At 72.1% G+C, this 827-nt stretch carries 1 protein-coding gene; it reads right to left on the bottom strand.

Annotated features, from left to right (window positions below; genetic code table 11):
* Positions 1-827, bottom strand: an 827-nt coding sequence (locus FED44_RS35460) for a LacI family DNA-binding transcriptional regulator (protein WP_416348972.1), incomplete at both ends; no start/stop codon positions are given.

Raw genomic sequence — 827 nt, 5'->3', positions numbered from 1 at the left:
CTCACGTCCTCGGGCACCCGCCGGCCCGCCTCCCGCAACGCCCGCAACACCCCCATCGCCATATGATCATTGGCCACGAACACCGCCGTCACCCCACCATCGGCCGCCAACCGCCGCCCCAGCTCATAACCCGACGACGCCGTCCAATCCCCCACCAACGGCTCGGGCACCACCCGGCCCTCCGCCTCCAGCACCGACCGCCACCCCGCCGCCCGGCCCCGCGAATCCACCCAGTTCGGCGGACCCGCCACATGCCACACCGTCCGATGCCCCAAACTCAGCAGATGCCGCGTCGCCCGCGCCGCCCCCGCCCGCTGATCCACCGCCACCACCGGCACCGGCACATCCCCACCCCCACCGACCACCACCACCGGCAACCCCGCCGGAAGCTGCCGCACCCCCTCAGCCGCCGACTCATGCGGCGCCACCACGATCACCCCGTCCACCGACTGCGACCGCAGCCGATCCACCCCCCGCCCGATCCACCGCCGATCCAGCACCGGCAAACTCGCGATACTCACCAGATAGTCACTGTCACGCGCCGCCTGCTCCACCCCGAACAACGTCGACGCCGGCCCATACAACGTGGTGTCGAAACACACCACCCCCAACACCCCCGACCGCCCCGTCACCAACATCCGCGCCGCCGAATTCGGCCGGTAATCCAGCTCTCGCACCGCCGCCAGCACCCGCTCCCGCGTCTCCGGACGCACCTTCTCCGGAGCGTTCAGCACCCGCGACACCGTCATCGCCGACACCCCCGCCAGCTCCGCGACGTCTTCCATGACCGCCGCCCTCGGGCGCTCGGCCGGGCTCTCTCCAGGCCG

The sequence above is a fragment of the Microbispora triticiradicis genome, from assembly GCF_005864065.1.
Taxonomy (GTDB): domain Bacteria; phylum Actinomycetota; class Actinomycetes; order Streptosporangiales; family Streptosporangiaceae; genus Microbispora; species Microbispora triticiradicis.
The sequence above is the reverse complement of the archived record's forward strand: the minus strand, read 5'-3'. Positions and strand labels throughout refer to the sequence as shown.